Raw genomic sequence first — 16834 nt, 5'->3', positions numbered from 1 at the left:
AACTATCAAAGTATTTTTTAACTATTCTGTTTTCAGAAATGTATGAATCAATTGCAAGTCTTTGATTATCAACATAATTTCCAAAAATATCTCTGTATGCAGGTTTTATTTTTTCTCGATCGTATTTATAAAGTTTTTCTGTTTCGAGAAAAACTTGACCATATTGATTATTTGTGTCTTTTAAACCAATTGCACTTGTAAATCTTCTGTTTCCTATTTTTAATAATTCATTTAGAATTTCTTGATGATTTCTAAATGATTTAGGTACACCATTTATTTCCATTACATATAAATATCCTGTTTCTGATTCGCCATAAGCAGAAACAGAAATTACTGGTAAAGCAACATAAGTTGCTGCTGTTAAACTAAATATTATTTTTTTCATTGTTTTCACCTTTTATTTTGTTTTTTCTATATTCTTCTATGAAGTAATTTATTAATTCTTCTTTGGAGTCAAATTCTTTTCCTAAATAAGAATATACAGTTCTTGGATTATAGCGGTAAACTTCTTTTCTGATATCTAAACTTTTATTTGTTTTTAAAAACTCTTTTGCCTGGTCATAATTTAAAAAGTATTTAACATTATTTTCTTTATCAAAAGTTTTATAAAGAATGACTTTTTGATAACTTTTGAGTTCGCTATATTTATATTGACCGTCAATATCTCTTCTTAAGACAAATTTTGATCTAACTTTAAATTTGTCTGCATATTTAGTAAGCAGTTGCTCTATTTCTTTTTTAACATCTAAATAGACATATTTAGAATTAGAACGAATATTTGTATCAAGTACTACAAATCTTTCACTATTAGTTAAATCATTATTTAATAATAATTTTTCAATTTCTTCTCTACTTAAATAAGAATTATCATATTTTTCTAGTGAAAGATTTTCTAAAAATTTTTCTTGTTCTAATGGATAAGAATCTTTTAGTTCAGGAACCTGTAATAAATAAATTGGTTTTAAGTTAATATTTAAATAGTTAATGAATTTTTTCATTAATTCTTTATAGTTATCTACTTTATATTGAAAATTATCAGAGTCAAATTTTAAATAAGTAATATCAGTTAAGTATCTAGAACGATTATTTTCGTTTGCTAAATAATTTTGCAACTCTTTGACACTTTCAAAGAAAGGCATAGTGTTTTTATCAAAATTTGATGTAGGAATTTCTTTTTCAAAGGAATATAATATTTTTAAATCATCGATATATTCTAATTGTAAATTTCCTTTTTCAATTTCTTGAATTACTTCTTTTTTAAGGTATTCAAACATATACTGATCATATTTTTTATTATTAAAATAAAATTCATCTTTTACTGTTGCATTTAAAATTTTTACTGGTGTTAAGATTTTATCTTTGATCTTGCTAATATCAGAATTTACTTTATTTCATAATCCTCAAAAACGTTTTGTGGAACTTCCGCCTTGTCAAATATAATCTTCTTCTGAATTTGGTTTAAAAACATATTCATGAAATTCTTCTGTTCCTATCGCTTGAATAATAAAGTCAAAAAGAATTTCAGCACCAAAAGCTCAAGGTCCTAAAACTTTACTTAAGTTTTTAATTGCACCTGCTGCATTTTTAATAAAATATAAGGTGGATTCTAGTGTTTTTTCTGTACTTGCAAAGAAGATAAAATCTGTTGCAAGACCTAAAAGTGCTGCACTTTTATTTAAAAATTTTTGATTTTGTTCACTAATGTGTTTTTTAGTTGGTTTTGTGTATTTTCCTGTACTTTTGAATTTTTTTGTTCATTTTCAATGTGTTTTTTGATCAACTTTTTTTAGTATTTTATCTTTTTCTTGTCTTAAAGTTAAAACGGTGTCATAAAACTTTGGAGAATCGATTAAAGAAGTGTGAATTGCAAAATCGTTTGAAGCAAATTTAACAAAACTAATTAATTCAAAATAATCTTTATATTGACCTTTTAATGTTTTGATTTCTTTAGGTGGAATATAAGAACTACCACTTTCTTCGTATTTAATATTAAAAATATCAACATCAGGTAGTGTTAATAATTGTTCTATTGAAGATTTTAAAACAAATTTAATGCTTTTTGAAACTGCAATAGTAGCATCAATAAATTCTTGTTGGCTTTTGTTTAAAGAGTTAAAAACAGGAACATTTTTAACATATTCTAAAGTGTTTTCGTTGTAATTATAGGCATTTTTGGTTTTTGAAGTTAAAGAATACAATTCAAAAAATTCTTTGTATTTTCTTAATTCTTCTTCGCTATTAGTGTCTTTTAATAAAAGGATTCTATCAAATTCTTCACTTGAATTTGTGTTAGTTAAAGAAGCGGTTGCAAAATTTATTAAATTAATTGCATTCATAAATTTAGTACTTTGTGTAAGCGAACCTAAAAAGTAGTCAGGACTTGTTGATACCGAAATATTTAAATCATCTTTTAAACCATACAATTTTAATAAATCAATGTGTTCGTTGTTTTCTGTAACATAAAATTCATCTGTGAATATTTCTTTTAAAGTTGTATTAATAGTATTTAAAAATGATTTTATATATTTCTTAAATACATAAACTGTTTTAAAGTTAATTTTACTTTCAAACATTGCTGAAATAGAAGAAATATAAAAGGAATAAATTTGATTAAATATAGTTCCGTGTTTTCCTTTTAAAAGGATCTTATTTGCATCTTGAATTTTGTCTCAAAGAGTAACGTCTTTTAAATTAGCATATTTAATTTTAGAAAATTCTTCTTTCAAATTCTCTAGATCTTCTCTTAATAAATAATTATTTAAAATTGAGAAATTTTGATTATAATCTTTTTGTAATTTTTCTTTATCATTTTCGTTTAAATGGGAATTTAAAAGGAATTTGTCAAAATTAGCATCACTTTTTTGTTTAATAATTTGAGAGACAAAATTATTTACAAGACTTTTTTTAGTTTCTTCCATTGGGTTTGTAAATAATTTTTCTTCTCTCTCTTTTTTATTTCAATTATTTACATCAACAATGTCATTTATAGAACCTGATGGACTATCTAAAAATAATTTCCCATAGAAATTTTCTTTTACTGATTTATCTAAATCAACAATAAATTTATTTTGTCCGTTAGTTGAATTTAATTTTAAAATCGGTAATTCACTTAAATATGAATCAAATACTTGATTTTTGATAAAGTTATCATATTCATAAATTTTGTTTTTAAAATAAATGTATTTTTTGTAATTATTTTTTACAAAATTATCTAAATTAGATTTAATTGAAATATCAGAAAAAGAAATTAAATCATTTGGTGCTTTAATATGTTTATTAGTTTTAGCAAACTTAATTTTTGATTTTAATTCACTTAATTTTTGCTTATCTGATATATTTTTAGTAGCAATCTCTTGATAAAGATTTTCAAAATAATTAATTAATTCGGCTTTAGTTTGAAAAATTTTAGCATTGCCGCTATTTTTATCTAAAGTTGTTTCATATTTATAAAAGGAATTTACATTAAAATATGAAAGTTTTGCTTCTAATTCATCAGTAAAAACTTGATTATCTTTTCCAAGAAAAACTTCTTTATTTTCTAATTCATCTTTTCTTACAAGAGTTGGTCCAAATAAATTAGAATTTAACTCATTACTTGGTAAAATCTGTTTTTCAAGTTCTTGAATATCTTTATTAGAAAAGAATTCAACTGCTTCTATTTTTTGATCTAACATTACATTTAAATCACTAAAATTATCGATTAGTTTATCTAATGTTTTTGAAACAAAAACATCTTTGCTTTGATATTGTGTTTCTTGTTTTAATTGTTCTAAAATACTACTTTTGATTTGTTCTTCTTCATTAATTGTTTTCTTATTTTCTTTATTTATAGGCATTAAAATGGCAGCAGCAACTCCTGAACCTACTAAAACTGTTGCTATTGCACCAAAACCTAAATTTTTAATATATTTTTTCATTATTTACTCCTTTTTACCCAATAAAATATTAGAAATGAACCATTTAGTAATGTAACTAATATTATTAAAGTTAAACCTAAATAATTAAACTTATTTTTTACTGATATTTTATTAGTTACAACATATTGAAAATCAGTAATTTTTGGTTTATTTGCTAAAAATTCAAATTCATAATTTTTATTTTCATTGTTTGATAGATATTTAAAGTTTTTCAATTTATCAGATAAATTTTGAATTGAAAATGACTCAGAAATCAAATAATTTTTTCAATCATCGATTGTGTTAATATTTGAATAATAAATATGAAATTGTGATAAATCTACTTCAAAATATTTAAATGCACTATTTAATATTCAAACTTTATTATCCTTGAATATTAAATATTTTTGAGATATAAATTCAAAATCTTGATTATCTATTTTTGAATTAAAATCTATTTCTTTATTATTTAAAATCAAAGATTCTACATAAAATTTGCTCAGTTTATTATTTACAAATTTATCATTTATAAATCTTCTTTTTATAAACAATAAATTCAGAAAATCAAATAATTCTTGTGAATTTTGTTCAATAAATTGTTTTATAAAAAATTGGTCTTTTAGAAAATAGATAAAATCTCTTTTAAAAGTTTGAATATTTATATTATCTAAACCATTTAGTTGTCTTATAAACAAAATTTCATCATCACTAAAATCTTTTTCATCTCATAAATCTTTATTTATTTTTACTTTTAGATTTTCATAATTTATATTCTTATTTATGTTAGAAAAATTTAGTGTAGACAATAATGAATTTCTATCTAAGATTAAAAGTGCTTCTTGATTTTCTTTATATAAAAAATATTCATTGTTAGTAGTATCTCAATCATGCTTGTCAAATTGATTTATTTGATATAAAGTATTATAATTTCCTTTATTTTCTATATGTTTTATATTGTTGTGCATATTTTCTTTAAATACTAAAATTGAAAGTAAATATAGCGATTCAATAAAATCAAAATATTCTTTATTTTTATAGTTTAAAAACTTTTCAGAAACATTATAATAATTCATTTTATTTTCTTTTGATAACTCTATAGCTTGAAAAATATTTGGATTTTTATAATTTTCTGAATAGTTAATAGTACTTCTTGTTATAACAGGAATTAAAATAAAAGTACTAGTTATCATTGAATTGATCAAAATATTTTTCATAGATGATTTAAAAATTTTGATGATTAAAAGAAAAATAAAGGAAAATAATATAAAAACAAAGTTATTAACTAGTCAATTTAATAAAGTAATATAAATTACAACTAACTCACTAGAGGTGGCGAGAGAAATTATTATTTGATTTAATATTACAAGGAAATTTGTAACACTAAATAATATATAAATAGTTATTATTTTAGAAAATAAAATTACTCTTTTACTAGAAAATAAAGTGTTTTGAAAACCATCGTAGAAATTTCTTTTAGTTCCTATAAAAAGTAAATAAATCAAAGTAAAAGAAATAATTGCACAAATGACAAAATTAATATAAAAGATAAATCAATTATAGTTTATTAAATTATTCTTACTTAAAATTACAGGAATTACTGAAAACGAAGATAAAAAACAAAATACCAACAATATTCAAATTGTATGTGTTTTAAATAAATACTTAAAATTATTTTTTAAAATTGTTTTCATATTCTCCTTTGAGTGTTTCTATAATTACTTTTGTAAAATTTTCTTTTTTATTTTTATTTTCTTTTAAATTGATTTCTTTAATTTCACCTGAATCAAGCAATACAAAATCTGTAACATAAGGCAAGATATTATTTATCTCATGGGAAACGATTACAATAGTCATATCGTTTTCAACTCTTAAATTATCTATAGTTTTGTAAAACTTTTCTTTTCAATAAATATCTAAATTACTTTCTAATTCATCAATTAGTAGTAATTTTGGCTTAATAAATTCCACTAATATCAAAATTAATTTTTGTTTTTCTCCTGAAGAAAATTTATTTGGGTTTTTATTAAAGGATATTTTATATTCTTGCATTTTATCTTTTATTGCTTGTTTTGAAATTTTCTTTTGATGAAAATAATAATAAAAATGTTCAATAAATTTCAATGCACTCATGTTGCTTGGAAATTTCAAATCAGTGTTGAAATATAAAACATCTTTTTTACCTTTGATTTTTTCTAAAAACTCATTGTCTATAAAAATTTCACCATCATAATCTGAATCATTTCCAGCAATTATTTTTAAAAGTGTACTTTTACCAGAACCATTATTTCCTGCTATTAAATAAAAACTTTTAAATTCGATGTTAAGTGAAATATTGTTTAATATTTTCTTGTCCTTATAAATTTTACTCACATTTTTGATAACTACTTTACTCATATATTCTAATTATATCATTTTATTTAAAAAAATTCACTTTTTTTATAAAAAGAATAAAAAATTTTGAATAAATTAGGGATTATTTTTACTTAAATTTTTATTTAAAATTCTTTTGAATAAAAAATCCGCTATTTTAAAAAACTAAATAGCGGATATAAACTTTTTTAAATTTTGTTATCAACAACCTTTTTTATTTTACTTTTTTTCTTTTGATGAACTAGAATATTCCAATATTGAAATAATTAAAACACTGATAGCGGCAGGAAAAATAGTGAAATGAAATGGGATTTGTAAAACAAATAAACCAATTTTAAGTATACCTATAAATAAAACACCCATTAATATACCAAAAACAATAAAAACTATTGCTGCATAAGCAATTAATATTATTTTTTTGTTTTTTACATTTAAACTTAGGTTCAAATTTTCTTTTTTGTAAATTAAAAAATAAAATAGCATAGTAAAAAATATAAAAATAATTTTTTTACTAAAACCTAATTTGGCATTTTTAATAATCAAAAACTTATAGATAATGAAAATTAGGTAATTAAATAAAGTATAGTAAATTATACAAAAACTTAATACAAATTGTCATCCTCCATCTAAATAATGCAAATGCATTTCACTAAATGTTATAAATAAAATTAGAAAAAATATAAATATTGTTAACATTAAATTTGAAAGAAAACCTAATGCTAAAATTTTCTTTTTATCTTGGAACATAAATCTCCTGTTTGTTCATTTAATTATATACAACCATAATGTATATACAATATAATTATTTCACTTTATGAATATATTTGAACAAAAAAGAAATAAAAAAACAAAAAAGCTGAATTTTTGTTCTTTTTATTAGTGATTTAATATTTTTTCTATTTTAGTTAAAATAATGAATTTTGATCTGTTTCATTAAGATGTTTTACTATTCCCATTTCTTTTATTTTTTCAAGAAGGGTTTTATTTAAAAGGGTTCTATTTTTTAAGTCTTCAATAGAAGAAAATTCAGACTCTTCTCTCGCTTTTTCAATCGATTTAGCAACAGCTTCACCAAGTCCATCAATTGTAATAAACGGTGGAATTAAGGCGTTGTTTTCATAATCAAGAATTCAATCAGTTGAACTGGATTTTTCTAGATTTACATTAGAAATAGTAAATCCTCTTGCATGCATTTCTTCAGCAATACATAAAATTGGAATTAAATCTTTTTCTTTTACAGATAATTGTTCTTCTTTTTTCTTTGAAAATTCTCTTCTTTTTAATTCTCTTATTTTTTCTTTTATCCCTGTTTTTCCTGATGTTAGTGTTTTGATATCACTAACATCAGCTCTTGTTGTAAAGTAAGTTGCATAATAAGCAAGTGGATAATATAATTTATAATAAGCAATTCTTCAAGCCATTAAAACATAAGCTGTAGCATGTGCTTTTGGGAAAAGATACTTAATCTTTTTAAGTGATTCTATATATCAATCTGGAATGTTATGTTTATTTAATAACTCTTCTTCATCTTTAGTTAAAGATTTTCCTTTTCTAACATTTTCCATAATTTTAAAAGATGCTGATGGTTCAACTCCTTTTAAAATTAAAAAACTCATTATATCATCACGACAAGATACTATATCTTTAAAAGTAAGTTTTTTTTCTACTATTAACTCTTCAGCATTTCCTTTTCAAACATCTGTTCCATGAGATAAACCAGAAATAGCAACTAAGTCCGCAAAAGTTTCTGCTTTTGCTACTTTTAACATTCCTCTTACGAAGTTAGTTCCAAACTCCGGAATCCCCATTGCACCTGTAGTTTCTCCAGAAATATCTTCTGGTAAGATACCTAAAGCCTCTGTAGAAGAAAAAAGAGAAATTATTTTAGGATCTGATTTTGGAATACTTGTTGCTTTTACTTTAGTTAAATTTTCTAGCATTCTAATTGCTGTAGGATCATCATGACCAAGTAAATCTAATTTTAATACATTATCATGAATGGAACTAAAATCAAAGTGAGTTGTTTTTCAAGTTGATGAATCATTATTAGCTGGATAATTAATTGGAGTAAAATCTTCTACATCAAATTCTTTTGGTATTACAATTATCCCCCCTGGATGTTGTCCTGTAGTTCTTTTTACTCCTTTAGCTTTTAATGATAAAAATTCCATAAAAGCCGATGAATAATTAACTAAATTTTCTTCTATTTGACTTTTAATATAACCATAAACAGTTTTTTCAGCATTTGTAGAAATAGTTCCCGCTCTAAAAGTGTGGTTTTCTCCAAATAATCTTCTTACTTCATTATGAATATTAATTTGATATTCACCTGAAAAATTTAAATCTATGTCAGGAACTTTATCAGCTTTAAATCCTAAAAAAGTTTCAAAAGGAATTGTTTGTCCTTCTTTTTCAAAAGGAATATTACACTTAGAACAATTTTTATCTGGTAAGTCAAAACCTGAAAGATATTTACCATCTTCAAAAAATTCAGATGTTTTACATTTAGAACAAATGTAATGTGGAACAAGTGGATTAACTTCAGTAATTCCTGCCATTGTTGCAACAAGAGAAGAACCAACCGAACCACGAGATCCTACTAAATATCCATCATCAAGTGATTTTCTTACTAGTTTATGACTAATTCAATAAATTGCATCAAAACCATAATTTAAAATAGGATTTAGTTCTTTTTCTAACCTATTTTTTACTATAGCGGGTAAATTTTCACCATATTTTTCTTTTGCTGTTTTTCAAACAAGTTTTTCTAAATTTTCTTTTGAATTATCGAAAATAGGTGCATATAATTTGTCTTTAATAACCTGAATTTCTTCGAATTCTTCTGCTAAATTTCTTGAGTTGGAAACCACAATTTCCTTTATGATGTTAAAATCTTCTAAAAAGTCAAATTCTTTAAACATTTCATCTGTTGTTAAAAAGTTTTGTAAAGGATAAATTGGGTTTTCTTCTTTATATTTATATAAATAATGTCTTGCTCCGCCAAGTCCTTTAGCATTTATATAAATATTATGAAGTATCTTTTGGTTTTCTTCAATATAACGACAATCAGAAACTGCTATAATCTTTTTATTAAATTTTTTAGCTGTATAAACTAAATCTCTTAAACCTTCTTTTATATCTTTAGTTGCTAAAATATTTCTATTATTTCAATGAACAAAATCTCTTAGTGGTGGTACAAAAACAACATCATATCTTTGTAATTCTTGTTCAAAAATTTCTGTTGTAGAAAAGAAAAGTTTATCAATTAATCTTGAGTTTAAAGTCCCGCTTGCTAATAATAAATTCTCACTTTTTTGATATTTATCTATAAAAAGTTTCGGTCCATTGTAAAAGGTTTTAACTGATGCATCTGATATTAATTTAAATAATTCTTTTAAACCTTTTTGATTTTTTGCATAAATAACTACTTCATAACTGAATTTTTTTTCATGAAGTGATTCTAGTTCAAAAAATTCTAAATCATAGCTAGAATTAATGTTTTTTTGTTCTAGTTCTCTTAAAAAAGAAAGTCAAACTTGAGCTAAAACATTAGCATCATAATCAGCTCTATGGGCTACAGTTGAGTCATAATTTATATTTAATCTTGTTGCCAAATTTTCCAATCTAAATTTTTTAGCATCTGGATTGATAATTCTTGCCACTATAAGTGTATCAATAGCTTCAATATCTAATTTTGGTAAATTAAAAACTCTTATTTTTTCATTAACAAAATTTATATCAAAATTAGCATTATGAGCTACTGCAATGGAATTATCTAAAATTTCTCTAATTTTTTTTATTCCTTCTTCTTGTGAAATTGCATTAATTAAATCTGCTTCTGTAATGTTTGTAATTTCTGTAATATACTTTGGTAAAGGTTTATTAGGTTTTATAAAAAATTGAATATTTTCCTTTATTTTTCCGTGTTCTATGACAACTGCACCAAATTCAATGATTTCGTCATATCTAGGAGATAAACCTGTTGTTTCTAAGTCAAAAACCACGTATTTAGCATTCTTTAATAAAGAATCTTTTTTTGCATTTATAACAGCATTATTTTTATATTCGATAGTGTTAAAAGTAGAACCATAAATTGCTTTTATCTTGTGTTTTTTTGCTGAATGATAAAATTCAGGAAAAGACTGAACAGAATCAACATCAGCAATACCAATTGCACTGTGATTAAATTTTTTTGCTGCAAGCACATATTCTTCTGCTGTTGATATTCCGTCCATAGCATTCATATTGCTTCTTGCATAAAATTCAACTCTTGTTTCTTTCTCTTTATCGATTCTTTCATCTTTTTTGAGTTCGATAAATTCTATTTTTTTAGCACTAATTACTTTTGTTTTTAAATATTCATCTTTTGTATTAGAACCATATGCAGTTATTGTTTTACCAACTACATATTTTTCCTGTTCTTCTTTTTCTTGATCAGTTTTTGAAAATATTTTAACCTTAATAGCTTCTTCATAATCTGTTATTGTTAAAATGGTTATTCACAAACCGGTTTTAGTTTTTTGAACATCTCGTTTAAAAATTTCACCAGTAACTATAACATTAAATTCTTCACTTTCTAATGCTTCTTTTATAGATAAAGGAGTATAACTTTTATTTTTCATAAAAGAAGTGAAATCTTTTTTAAATCCTATATTATTGCTATTTTCAGTTTGTTTAACACTTTTGAGAAAATCTTGTTTCATTTTTTCTTCTTTGAACATTTCTTCAATTCTTAATTTTTGTGCTTCTTTTTCTTTTTCTTCATCAATTTTAAATTCTACTTTAAAGTTTTCAAAACCTCAGTTTTGCATATATGTTTCTATTTGATTTAATTTCTCAATTTTTGCATCTAATTCATTTCTAACAAAAATTGTTAAAATATTGCTTTTTGAAAACTCATAATTTTTGTTTTCAAAAAAATCAAATAAATTATTAACTAAAAGAAAAGCATATTCAAAATAATCTTTCACTAAAAATTCTTTTTTGGAATCATCAAAATATTTAATTTTAATTTCAAAATTAAGTTTTGCTTTTCTAACTTTAGAATAAAATTGTCTAAATAATGAAATTTTAACAATGTCTCTAAAATTAAAATAGACTAAATAATAATTACCTTCTCTGCTAACTTGTTCAATTTCGACACCATAAAATTCTTCAGTTGGTTCAAATTCAATTTCTTGACAAAATTTTTTAAATGTTTCGTTCATATAACTCCTTTTATTTATGCTTATTATAAAAAATAATTATACTATCTTTTTTGCTAAAAATTCAAATGAAAAGAGTAAGTTTTTTACAACTTACTCTTATTTTGTTTTCTCTTTGAAATTCAGTGTCAAAGACCTCAAATTGCATAACCAATTAACATTGTTCCTGCATAACTTGGTAATAAAATTGCTGTACTTAATGTATATTCTTCACCTACCATTGGTGGTATAAAAGAAATTAAAATTACGAAAATTATAACTAACATTCCAAAATATAATAATATTTGTTCTCAAATTGGGATTTTAAATTCTTTATACTTATAACCAATTACAAGAATACTAAATATAGTGAGTAAATATTGCATTAAGAACACAATATTACCAGCATTTAGAATTGCATGGAATTTGTCTTCTATTCCTAAAAAATAAGGAATTAGAGTAAAAATAATCATAGATATAGATGCAAAAATAGTACAAAAAATAATGGCATTTTTATAATTATTATTTTTTCCTTTTATTGCTAATGAACTTGGTAAAAATCCATCTTCTGCTAAAGGTACAACTGTTCTTGCATAATAAACTAATGAACTAATTGAAGAAGTTGTTCTGTTAAAAAATAATCCTATTGCAAATAATATAACTCCTGTAATTCCAAAAACTAGTTTGAATAAATTTGAAAAGGAATTTGTAGTATCGTTAAAAGAAACTCCTAAAAAAATTAAATAAAAGATTAAATAAAAACTTAAAATTATTATAAAAATTAAAACTAAAATTTTCTTAAATCTTTTTGTTTCAACATCAGCAGATAAACCTGCTAAACCTTCTAAACCACCAAAAGCATAAATAAAACTTAAAACCGAACCAACTATTACCCCTATAGTTATTTCATCTTTGCTTAATAATTTAGATGCAAAATCTAACTGTGTTGCTGAAAGGTAAATTACTATAAATAAACCTGTTATTATTGTTATTCATTTTATAATCGCTGATATAAAAATAAATCATTTTGATATTTTTAAACCCAAAGCACTTACTATTGTAGTTAATAAGAAAAACACAATAGAAACTGCAAGATAAATTTCTTGATGTTCTTTATCGAGTTCGCTTAATAAACCAGAAAAGAACAATGGAGTCGTAGCAGAAAATAAAGGAACTTGAGCAAATTGATTCCATCCTTGAAAAAAGATAAATCATCTTTGTTTTGGAAAAGCTTTTTTTCCATATACATAACTTCCACCAACTTCAGAACCAAAATTTTCTCCACCTCTGGCAAAAGCAAGCATAACAGCACCACAAATGAAGGCTGTTAATACAAAAATAAGCATTCCTCAAAGTCCTTTACTAATAACACCAGCAATTGTTACTATAAAACCAAAACCAACTATATAGTTTAGTCCAAATAGTAAAAACTGCCTTTCTGAAAATTTATTCTTCAATATTTATTCCCCTTTCGTTGTTATTAAAATAAACAACTACATAATTATAGAAAAAAAACAAAAATTTTATAAAAAATGAGCTTTCAAATGAAAAAATTGTGTTTTTTTGCCCTTTTTCATTATAAAGCTTATAAATTTTCTTTAATTTCTTCTGTAATTTTGAAGTTAATTTTAGCTACTTGATCTAAATTTTCAAATCCGTATTTTGTTACAAATTCAAATGCACATTTTTTTGCATCTTTAGTAGCACCTAATAAAAATTTAAAGTTTCATTTTTGGTTTTGGTCTTCCATTTTTTGCAATAAAAATTCTCTTGCAATAATTGAAGCGCAGCCAACTTCTAAAAATTTGTCTTCTGCTTTTGTTTCTAGTTTCAATTTAGATTTAATTGTTGTAACTTGTAGTGATGAATTCACTAATTTATTAATATATTTATTAATGGAATTTGTTGTAGAAAATTGATCAATAATAACTTCATTTGCTGTATATTTTTTTTCTAGTTTATTTATATTTTGTAAATGTAACAACATTTTTAATTCATTTGCATTCAGAAATTTAGATAAATAGTTATATTGTTTTTGACTTAAAAAACTGATTGAAAAATAGCAATTTTCCTTTATTTTAGGAGTAAGTTCAATAATTTTAGAATCTGTTATTTTTTTGGAATCTTTAATATTTAATAAAGAAATTTTTTCCAAATTTTCTTTAGGTATTAAAACTGCAGCAGCGACTAATGGACTTAAATAATCACCCACTCCAGTTTCATCACAGCCGATTTTTCCATCAATCATTTTAAGTTATTTCTGCTTCTTTGTTATTTCTAGATTCTCTTATTTTTTTGCTTTTTTCTTTTTCTTTACTTGGATCTTTTAAAAATTTTTTAATGTAGTGTCCTACACCACCTTCTTTATTTGTTTTTTTCAAGACTACTGTTGCAATTCTTTTAATTCTTTGTTCGCTATTTCCCATAGCAACTGCAACATTTGTAACATGAAACATCGAAACGTCATTATAACCATCACCAATACTTATGGTATTATCTACATCTATATCGTAATATCTCATTAATAAAGAAACAACTTTAGCTTTATTAACTCCAACTGAAGTAATATCAAATACAGGTGTTAAACCTTCACCTTTTGATCAAGAAGAAAATTCCCCTAAATCTCCGAATTTTCTTTCTAAATAGGTTTTTAATTCATATACATCAGTGGTTTCTTTTACATCAAAAACAATTCCTGTTGGTTTTAAAGGTAATTTATTTAAATTAATTCCTACAGTAAATTTTAAAGAATCACTAAATCCAAAAACTCTCTCTAAAGCCTCATCTCTTTTTTTAAGCTGAACTCAACCTGGTCCTTCAATTGCAATGTTAGAAATTTCTTTTTTTACCCTTTTATCCCCTAAAATATAAAGCATTTCGTTTAAATTTAGATAATGAATTTGTGGAATAAAAAAGTCATCAACAGGATTATGAATATGAGCACCATTGTAATTACCAACAACTGTGTCTAAATTTAATTTTTCATAAATTGGTTTAGTACTTCTTCATGGACGACCAGTTATTATACAAACTACATGCCCTTGACTTTTTGCTAATTTTATTGCTTCTATTGTGTCTGGATGCATTTCTCCAGTTGCTGAATTTGCTAAAACTGTACCATCTAAGTCCAAAGCAAATAAATATCTTTGTTTTTTATTTTTCATCTTTCTCCTAAAAAATATTAATTATTAAAATTCCTATAACCAAACAAAAAAGAACTAAAAATGTTGAATCAAATCTATCCATTATCCCGCCGTGATTGGGCAATAAATTTGAAAAATCTTTTATAGATAAATGTCTTTTTATTAATGAAAATAATAAATCTCCTAGAATCGAAGCAATTGGTAAAATCAATGACATAACTAATGCAAAAATTATTTTTTCATTGTTTGCAAAAGGAAAAATGGAACTAAAATATAAACAACAAAAAGTAAAAATTCCAGAAAATAAAACAGAAATGATTGCTCCTTCTCAAGTTTTTTTAGGCGAAATCTTTGGTGCTAATTTTCTTTTAAAAATTTTGTTGCCCAGTAAAGAACCCCCAAATAAACCAAAAGTATCGGAAATTCCTGCAATAAATCCAATTATAAGAATAGCATAAACACTATAAACATTAAAAATAAATAAATATTTTCCAAATAAAGAAATTGAAGAAAGTACTAAATAAATTAATATATAGTTAAAAACATTTTGTGTTTCTTTATCAATAAAACTAATAATTAAAAGCAAAATAAATAAAGAAATTAAAAATATTCCAGTTTCTAAATCTAATGTTAGATAAGAAATTAAATCTTCAAAATGATTTATACCATCTTTAACTATTGATAAGAAATTATCTATAGATAAAAAGTAAGTCATATTGGATAAAACAATTAAAGGAATGAATATCAACTTTTTAATTTTAAAATTTTTGAGAATTTCGTATGAACCATAAGAACTTAAAACAATAAAAAAGAGTAAACCAAAAATTCTTCCACCAATTCCCAAAAAATAAATTGAAAAAAAACTTGGAAATAAAATTAAAAAAATCAATAATACCACAATTGTTCTTACTAAAATTTTATTTTTTAGAAGGCAATTTCATTTATTTTCTATTTTCATAATATTCTTTAGATAGTCATTAAATCTTTTTCTTTTTCATCTGCTATTTTAGAAATTAAATCAATTTTTTTATCAACATTTTGTTGAATAACTTCTAAATATCTTTTTTGCTCATCTTCGCTTAATTCTTCATCTTTTTTAACATCTTTATTTATTTCTTGTCTTATTAATCTTATTCCAACTTTTGCTTCTTCAATTGTTTTAGATAAACTTTTAACTAGTTCTCTTCTTCTTTCTGTAGTTAAAGGCGGAAAAGTTAATCTTATTTGATGTCCTTCATTAGTTACTTGAATATTTAAATTATGTGCTACTAATGTTGCATAAACTTCTTTAACAGAAGAAATGTCAAATGGTTTTATTAACAATTGTTGTGGTTGTGGCACTGAAATTGATGCTAATTGTTCAATAGGAGTTAATGTATCGTAATAATTAACTTTTATGTATGCTACTAATTGCGGATTTGCCCGTCCTGTAGAGATTTTAGTTAATTGTCTTTCAAAATTATCAATAACTTTTTCTGTTTTTTCTTCAAATTCTAATAAATATAAATCTAATTCCATATTAATTAATTACCTTTGTATGTTTTATTTCTCCAGTTATAGCTCTTAAAATTGAATTTTCTTCATTTATGTTAAAAACTATAAGCTCAATATTATTATCTTTTGCCATAGAAAAGGATGTAGAATCCATTACTTTTAGATTTCTTTCTAAAATTTCATCATATGTTATTTTTTCAAATCATTGTGCATTAGGATTTAATTTTGGATCTGAATCATAAACTCCTGCAACATTATTTTTACCAACTAATATTACATCAGCATTTATTTCTGAAGCAAATAAAGTGGCTGCAGTGTCTGTTGTAAAAAATGGTCTTCCTGTTCCTCCAACAAAAATTATTATTTCTTTTTGTGATAAATATTTATCTGTTTTTTCATTAATATAGTATTCTGAAACTCTTTTATCAAAGTTTATAGAAGACAATACTCTTGCAGATAAACCCTCCTGTTCAAAACCTGATTGTAATGCTAAACCATTCATCACAGTTGCAAGCATCCCTATATAATCAGCTCTATTTCTGGAAATTCCGTTTTTTTCAGCTGAAGCTCCCCTTCAAAAGTTTCCGCCACCAACAACAACAGCAACTTCGATTCCCATTTTAATAACTTCTTTTAATTGTTTTGCAATTTTTTTTACCATGTTATTATCAATTGCTAACCTAGTTTCTTTATTTGCTAAACTTTCTCCTGAAAGTTTTAACAAAATTCTCTTATATTTATATTCCAT

General features: G+C 23.6%; 11 protein-coding genes. All 11 read right to left on the bottom strand.

The genetic code is table 4. The features are described 5' to 3' along the window. The coding region (locus tag ACXX88_RS00660) for a hypothetical protein (protein WP_458559273.1) at positions 1–385 on the bottom strand (385 nt) is incomplete at its 3' end. After that, entirely contained in the window at positions 366–3917 is a 3552-nt protein-coding gene (locus ACXX88_RS00655; RefSeq protein ID WP_458559272.1) for a hypothetical protein, read from the bottom strand. The genes ACXX88_RS00660 and ACXX88_RS00655, both read right to left, overlap by 20 nt. Continuing rightward, positions 3917–5587 (bottom strand): hypothetical protein, encoded by a 1671-nt coding sequence (locus ACXX88_RS00650; RefSeq protein ID WP_458559271.1) that lies wholly within the window; start codon positions 5585–5587, stop codon positions 3917–3919. Before ACXX88_RS00650 ends, ACXX88_RS00655 begins: the two co-directional genes overlap by 1 nt. After that, positions 5565–6290, bottom strand: coding sequence for an ATP-binding cassette domain-containing protein (locus ACXX88_RS00645; protein ID WP_436358566.1), 726 nt, complete (start codon positions 6288–6290; stop codon positions 5565–5567). Before ACXX88_RS00645 ends, ACXX88_RS00650 begins: the two co-directional genes overlap by 23 nt. An 881-nt stretch (positions 6291–7171) precedes the next feature. Continuing rightward, positions 7172–11473: a PolC-type DNA polymerase III gene (locus ACXX88_RS00640; protein WP_458559270.1), complete on the bottom strand. Its 4302-nt coding sequence runs from the start codon at positions 11471–11473 to the stop codon at positions 7172–7174. Positions 11474–11556: 83 nt separating this feature from the next. After that, a complete protein-coding gene (locus tag ACXX88_RS00635; RefSeq protein WP_436358569.1) occupies positions 11557–12906 on the bottom strand; it encodes an APC family permease in 1350 nt (449 codons plus the stop codon). A 128-nt stretch (positions 12907–13034) separates the two neighbouring features. Beyond that, positions 13035–13697, bottom strand: coding sequence for a ribonuclease HIII (locus ACXX88_RS00630; RefSeq protein ID WP_436358912.1), 663 nt, complete (start codon positions 13695–13697; stop codon positions 13035–13037). A 1-nt stretch (position 13698) separates the two neighbouring features. Further along, a complete protein-coding gene (locus ACXX88_RS00625; protein WP_436358911.1) occupies positions 13699–14613 on the bottom strand; it encodes a Cof-type HAD-IIB family hydrolase in 915 nt (304 codons plus the stop codon). Positions 14614–14620: 7 nt separating this feature from the next. Then, entirely contained in the window at positions 14621–15550 is a 930-nt protein-coding gene (locus tag ACXX88_RS00620; protein WP_436358910.1) for a phosphatidate cytidylyltransferase, read from the bottom strand. An 8-nt stretch (positions 15551–15558) separates the two neighbouring features. Then, complete coding sequence (gene frr, locus ACXX88_RS00615) at positions 15559–16110, bottom strand: ribosome recycling factor (protein ID WP_458559269.1); 552 nt, start codon at positions 16108–16110, stop codon at positions 15559–15561. A 1-nt stretch (position 16111) separates the two neighbouring features. Further along, positions 16112–16834, bottom strand: a complete 723-nt coding sequence (gene pyrH / locus ACXX88_RS00610) for a UMP kinase (RefSeq protein WP_436358908.1) — start codon at positions 16832–16834, stop codon at positions 16112–16114.

It is taken from the genome of Mycoplasma sp. 5370, from assembly GCF_054343435.1.
This window is presented reverse-complemented; position numbering and strand designations above follow the sequence as displayed.